This is a genomic window from Pseudomonas sp. PS02288 (assembly GCF_029959715.1).
In the GTDB taxonomy this organism is placed as follows: Bacteria; Pseudomonadota; Gammaproteobacteria; order Pseudomonadales; family Pseudomonadaceae; genus Pseudomonas_O; species Pseudomonas_O kuykendallii.
Window position 1 is genome coordinate 177,412 of record NZ_JASCPA010000002.1, and the last position, 6,458, is coordinate 183,869.

Sequence of the window (6,458 nt, forward strand, 5' to 3'; positions counted from 1 at the left end):
GTTTTCGCTCCCCTCCCGCCCCATAGAGTTGCAACATGGCCCGCCTGATTCTCGACTTCCCGGAAGACCAACACTGCTTCAGCACCCAGCTGACCGTGCGCATCACCGACATCAACGGCGCCAACCACCTGGGCAACGACTCGATGATCTCGATGATTTCCGAGGCCCGCGCGCGCTTTCTGTTCGAGTACGGCATCGGCGAATCGCGCGCCGATGGCGGCGGCATCATCGTCACCGACCTCGCCACCACCTACAAGGCCGAGGCCCACGCCCGCGATCAGTTGCTGTTCGAGGTGGGCGTGATGGATTTCAACCGCTACGGCGGCGACATCACCTTCCGCATCACGCGCCCCGCCGATGGTCGGCTGATCGCCATGGCCAAGTCCGGCTTCGTGTTCTTCGACTATCGGCAGTCGCGGGTGGTGGCGATGCCCGAAGCCTTCCGCGCGCTGTTCCCCAGGGTGAACTGGCTGGACTGAGGCGAAACGAAAAAGCCCGCTTTCGCGGGCTTTTTTTCGGGCTTGGGATCAACGCCCCGAGCGCAGCATCTCCCTCGGCACGTACTTGCCGATCTCGAACTTGCCGACCGCCATGCGGTGCACTTCGTCCGGGCCGTCGGCCAGGCGCAGGGTGCGTTGCATCGCCCAGAAGTACGCCAGCGGAGTGTCGTTGGATACGCCGGCGCCGCCGTGGATCTGGATCGCGCGGTCGATGACGTTCAGCGCGACGTTCGGCGCCACCACCTTGATCTGCGCGATCTCGCTCTGCGCCACCTTGTTGCCCACGGTGTCCATCATGTAGGCGGCGTTCAGGGTCAGCAGGCGTGCCTGGTTGATCTCGATGCGGGAATTGGCGATGTGGTCGATGTTGCCGCCCAGACGGGCCAGCGGCTTGCCGAACGCGGTGCGGCTGGCGGCGCGCGTGCACATTAGCTCCAGTGCCCGCTCGGCCATGCCGATAGAACGCATGCAGTGGTGGATACGGCCAGGCCCGAGGCGACCTTGGGCGATCTCGAAACCGCGCCCTTCACCCAGCAGCACGTTCTCGTAGGGAACCCGGACGTTCTCGAACAGCACTTCGGCGTGGCCATGCGGCGCGTCGTCGTAACCGAACACCGGGAGCGGGCGGAGAATGGTCACGCCTGGCGCATCGCTCGGCACCAGGATCATCGAGTGCTGCTGGTGACGCGGCGCATCCGGGTTGGTCAGGCCCATGAAGATCATGATCTTGCAGCGCGGATCGCAGGCGCCGGAGGTCCACCACTTGCGTCCGTTGATCACCCACTCGTCACCGTCGCGCACGGCGTTAGCCTGCATGTTGGTGGCGTCGGAGGACGCCACGCCCGGCTCGGTCATGGCGAAGGCGGAGCGGATTTCCCCCCTCAGCAGCGGTTCCAGCCATTGCTGCTTCTGCGCTTCGTTGGCGTAGCGCACCAGGGTTTCCATGTTGCCGGTGTCCGGCGCCGAGCAGTTGAACGGCTCGGAGCCCATCAGCGAGCGGCCCATGATCTCCGCCAGCGGCGCGTACTCCATGTTGGTCAGGCCGGCACCGTACTCGGACTCCGGCAGGAATAGGTTCCACAGCCCTTCGGCGCGCGCCTTGGCCTTGAGCTCCTCCATGATCGCGGTGGGCTGCCAGCGGTCGCCCTCCGCAACCTGCCGCTCGAAGACCGGCTCGGCGGGATACACATGGGCTTCCATGAATGCGGTGACGCGTTCGCGCAGTTCCTGAACCTTGGGAGAGTAGGAGAAATCCATCGCGGCAAACCTTCTAGGGCGGTTTTCGTTAAGTGATGGAGAAGATGCTAGAGCAGCGATTTGGATTAATCGAAGCTATTTTTGTCGTGTATTAACATTCATAACTTATATATGATCAGCCCATAACAAAGACAAAAGGACGCGTGACAATGAACCTCAGCAAGGTCGACCTCAACCTATTCATCGTGTTCGACGCCATCTACAGCGAGGCCAACCTGACCCGTGCCGGACAGATCGTCGGCATCACTCAGCCCGCGGTGTCCAACGCCCTCGCCCGCCTGCGCGAGACCTTCAACGACCCGCTATTCGTGCGCACCGCCCAGGGCATGGTGCCGACGCCGATGGCGCAAAACATCATCGGGCCGGTGCGCAACGCACTGCAGTTACTGCGGGTGTCGGTTCAGGAAAGCCGGATCTTCAACCCGCAGCAGGCGAACAAGACCTACCGGGTCAGCATGACCGATCTCACCGAGGCCGTGCTGCTGCCGCCGCTGTTCCAGCGTCTGCGCCGCCTGGCACCGCAGGTGTGCATCGAAAGCATGCTGTCGCGGCGACGTGAAATGACCAAGGAACTGGCCGCGGGGCGCCTGGATTTCGCCGTCGATGCGCCGCTGAACACCGACCCTCAGGTACGCCACGTCAAGCTGCTCGACGACCGCTACGTCTGCGCCCTGCGCCGCGGACATCCGCTGGCGAAAGAGAAGATCAGCCTCGACGACTACCTGTCGCTCAGCCACATCCACATCTCCAGTCGACGCAGCGGCCTCGGCTACGTCGACCTGTCGCTGGGCAAGATGGGCATCCAGCGCCGGGTGGTACTGCGCTCGCAGCATTACCTGATGGCATCCACCGTTTTGCAACAGACCGATATGGCGATGACCGTCCCCGAGCGCTTCGCTAAGCGGCACGACCTGCATTACGTCGATCTCCCGGTGAACGACGTGCCCAACGTCGAAAGCCATCTCTACTGGCACGAGAGCACCGATCAGGACCCGGCCAACCGCTGGATGCGCGAGCAGTTGATCGAGATCGCACAGAAGGTCTCGGCGAGCGAACAGAAGGCCGTCCCCGCAGTCTCAACATGAGATTTACTAATTAACTCATTGATTTAAAAGGCCTCCTTAAAGCTAAAGTAGATTCTAGCTTTCGGCGGCCTGCGCTTCACCGTAGATCTCGTTGGGCGAAATGCTCACTTGCCGAACCCTGGCCCTCGGAACAAACCTCTCCGCCTTCACTCCCCGCATCCCCAGTCAATCGATAGGCGTCAATCCATGTTGACGTTAACGTCAACCTTGCTTTACGTTAACGTCAAGCAAATGTGAAGGTCACCTCGATGAGCCGCTATTCCATCTCCGAGCTCGCCCGTGAGCTGGACATCACGCCCCGCGCCATCCGCTTCTACGAGGAGCAGGGCATGCTGGCGCCCGAGCGCCGCGGCCAGGAGCGTGTCTACGGCAGCCGCGACAAGGTGACCCTCAAACTGATCCTGCGCGGCAAGCGCATCGGTTTCTCCCTGGCCGAATGCAAGGAACTGATCGAGCTCTACGATCCGGCCGAGGGCAATCGCGTTCAGCTGGAAACCTTCATGCGCAAGATCGAGGAGCGCCGGGGACAACTCGACCAGCAGTTGCTCGACATCGAACAGATGAAACTGGAACTGGACACTGCCGAGGAGCGCTGCCGGGCGGCGATGGCCGCCACCACCGCCTGACGCCGATCGCTGCACGACTCACCACAACAACAAGAAACAGGTGATCACCATGAGCTACCCAAGCCTCAACTTCGCCCTCGGCGAAACCCTCGACATGCTCCGCGAGCAGACCCGGGCATTCGTCGCGAGCGAACTGGCACCGCGCGCCGCCGAAGTCGACAGCAGCAACCAGTTCCCCCTGGATATGTGGCGCAAGCTTGGCGACATGGGCCTGCTCGGCATCACCGTCGAGGAGGAGTACGGCGGCTCGGGCCTGGGTTACCTGGCCCATGTGATCGCCATGGAAGAGATCAGCCGCGGCTCGGCGTCGGTCGCCCTGTCCTACGGCGCCCACTCCAACCTGTGCGTCAACCAGATCAAGCGCAACGGCACGGCCGAGCAAAAGGCCCGCTACCTGCCGAAACTGGTCAGCGGTGAGCACGTCGGCGCCCTGGCGATGAGCGAACCGAACGCTGGCTCCGACGTGGTCAGCATGAAACTGCGCGCCGACAAGCGCGGCGACCGCTACCTGCTCAACGGCAGCAAGACGTGGATCACCAACGGCCCGGACGCCAACACCTACGTGATCTACGCCAAGACCGACCTGGAGAAAGGTCCGCACGGCATCAGCGGCTTCATCGTCGAGCGCGACTGGAAGGGTTTTTCCCGCGGCGCGAAGTTCGACAAGCTCGGCATGCGCGGCTCCAACACCTGCGAGCTGTTCTTCGACGACGTCGAAGTGCCGGAAGAGAACGTGCTCGGCCAGCTCAACGGCGGCGTGCGCGTGCTAATGAGCGGCCTCGACTACGAGCGCGTGGTGCTCTCCGGCGGCCCGACCGGGATCATGCAGGCATGCATGGACGTGATCGTGCCGTACATCCACGACCGCAAGCAGTTCGGCCAGAGCATCGGCGAGTTCCAGCTGATCCAGGGCAAGGTCGCCGACATGTACACCCAGCTCAACGCCAGCCGCGCCTACCTCTACGCCGTGGCCCAGGCCTGCGACCGCGGCGAGACTACGCGCAAGGACGCCGCCGGGGTGATCCTCTACACCGCCGAACGCGCTACGCAGATGGCCCTGGATGCGATCCAGATCCTCGGCGGCAACGGCTACATCAACGAATTCCCCACCGGCCGGCTGCTGCGCGACGCCAAGCTCTACGAGATCGGCGCCGGCACCAGCGAGATCCGCCGCATGCTGATCGGCCGCGAGCTGTTCAACGAGACCAGGTGATCCGTAGGGTGCGCCGCGCGCACCGCACACACTGCCATGGTGCGCACGGCGCACCCTACAGGAAGCACAGATGACCATCCTGCACACCCGGATCAACCCGCGTTCGCCCGAGTTCGCCGCCAACAGCGCCGCGCTGCTGGAGCAGGTCGACGCGCTGCGCGCCCTGCTCGCCCGGGTCCATGAAGGCGGCGGCGCCAAGGCCCAGGAACGCCACACCGCGCGTGGCAAGCTGCTGCCGCGCGAACGCATCGACCAGTTGCTCGATCTCGGCTCGCCGTTTCTCGAGATCGGCCAACTGGCTGCCCACGAGGTCTACGACGAGGAGGTTCCAGCCGCCGGCGTGGTCGCCGGCATCGGCCGCGTCGAGGGCGTGGAATGCATGATCATCGCCAACGACGCGACGGTGAAAGGCGGCAGCTACTACCCATTGACCGTGAAGAAACACCTGCGCGCGCAGGCCATCGCCCAGCAGAACCGCCTGCCGTGCATCTACCTGGTGGACTCCGGCGGCGCCAACCTGCCGCGCCAGGACGAGGTGTTCCCCGACCGCGAGCACTTCGGGCGGATCTTCTTCAACCAGGCCAACATGAGCGCCCAGGGCATCCCGCAGGTCGCCGTGGTGATGGGCTCCTGCACCGCTGGCGGTGCCTACGTGCCGGCCATGGCCGACGAAGCGATCATGGTGCGCAGCCAGGCCACGATATTCCTCGCCGGGCCGCCGCTGGTGAAGGCCGCCACCGGCGAGGTGGTCAGCGCCGAGGAACTGGGCGGCGCCGACGTGCACTGCAGGACCTCCGGCGTCGCCGACCATTACGCCGAGAACGACGAGCACGCCCTGGCCCTGGCCCGGCGCTGCATCGCCAACCTCAATTGGCGCAAGCAGGGCGAGATCAACAGCCGTGCGCCGCTCGCCCCGCGCTACGCCGCCGAGGAGCTGTACGGGGTGATCCCGGCGGACGCCAAGCAGCCATTCGACGTGCGCGAGGTGATCGCGCGCCTGGTGGACGACTCGGCTTTCGACGAATTCAAGGCGCTGTTCGGCGCGACGCTGGTCTGCGGTTTCGCCCACCTGCACGGCTACCCCGTGGCGATCCTGGCGAACAACGGCATCCTCTTCGCCGAATCGGCGCAGAAAGGTGCGCACTTCATCGAACTGGCCTGCCAGCGCGGCATTCCGCTGCTGTTCCTGCAGAACATCACCGGCTTCATGGTCGGGCAGAAATACGAGGCCGGCGGTATCGCCAAGCACGGTGCCAAGCTGGTCAATGCGGTGGCCTGCGCCCGCGTACCGAAGTTCACCGTGATCATCGGTGGCAGCTTCGGCGCCGGTAACTACGGCATGTGCGGCCGCGCCTACGATCCGCGCTTCCTGTGGATGTGGCCCAACGCGCGGATCGGCGTGATGGGCGCCGAGCAGGCCGCCGGGGTGCTGGTACAGGTCAAGCGCGAACAGAGCGAACGCAGCGGCCAGGCGTTTTCCGCCGACGACGAGCAGCGTCTCAAACAGCCCATCGTCGAGCAGTACGAACGCCAGGCCCACGCCTACTACTCCAGCGCGCGGCTGTGGGACGACGGCGTCATCGACCCGGCGCAAACCCGCGAAGTACTGGCCCTGGCCATCTCCGCCAGCCTCAATGCGCCAATAGAGCCGAGCCGTTTCGGTGTGTTCCGCATGTGAATCCGTAGGGTGCGCCGCGCGCACCGCAACCCGGCTTTGGTGCGCGTGGCGCCCCCGACAGGAACGACCAAGATTGATTTAACCCGCGGCCACCTCGAA

Annotated in this window: 6 protein-coding genes; 5 read left to right on the forward strand and 1 reads right to left on the reverse strand. The window is 64.4% G+C overall.

What is annotated here, in order from left to right:
• Nucleotides 1–35: 35 nt before the first annotated feature.
• Nucleotides 36–479, forward strand: a complete 444-nt coding sequence (locus QMX85_RS02335) for a thioesterase family protein (protein WP_282338570.1) — start codon at nucleotides 36–38, stop codon at nucleotides 477–479.
• A gap of 48 nt (nucleotides 480–527) precedes the next feature.
• On the opposite strand, the gene QMX85_RS02340 is transcribed toward QMX85_RS02335, so the two are convergent.
• Complete coding sequence (locus tag QMX85_RS02340; RefSeq protein WP_282338572.1) at nucleotides 528–1,757, reverse strand: acyl-CoA dehydrogenase; 1,230 nt, start codon at nucleotides 1,755–1,757, stop codon at nucleotides 528–530.
• Nucleotides 1,758–1,906: 149 nt separating this feature from the next.
• Between QMX85_RS02340 and QMX85_RS02345 the strand changes: the two genes are divergently transcribed.
• From QMX85_RS02345 to QMX85_RS02360, 4 genes are all read left to right on the forward strand, one after another.
• Complete coding sequence (locus QMX85_RS02345) at nucleotides 1,907–2,842, forward strand: LysR family transcriptional regulator (RefSeq protein WP_282338573.1); 936 nt, start codon at nucleotides 1,907–1,909, stop codon at nucleotides 2,840–2,842.
• 248 nt (nucleotides 2,843–3,090) lie between these two features.
• Nucleotides 3,091–3,468 (forward strand): MerR family DNA-binding transcriptional regulator, encoded by a 378-nt coding sequence (locus tag QMX85_RS02350; protein ID WP_282338575.1) that lies wholly within the window; start codon nucleotides 3,091–3,093, stop codon nucleotides 3,466–3,468.
• A gap of 49 nt (nucleotides 3,469–3,517) precedes the next feature.
• Nucleotides 3,518–4,681 (forward strand): isovaleryl-CoA dehydrogenase, encoded by a 1,164-nt coding sequence (locus QMX85_RS02355; RefSeq protein ID WP_282338577.1) that lies wholly within the window; start codon nucleotides 3,518–3,520, stop codon nucleotides 4,679–4,681.
• Nucleotides 4,682–4,751: 70 nt separating this feature from the next.
• Complete coding sequence (locus QMX85_RS02360; protein WP_282338579.1) at nucleotides 4,752–6,359, forward strand: carboxyl transferase domain-containing protein; 1,608 nt, start codon at nucleotides 4,752–4,754, stop codon at nucleotides 6,357–6,359.
• Nucleotides 6,360–6,458: the final 99 nt, after the last annotated feature.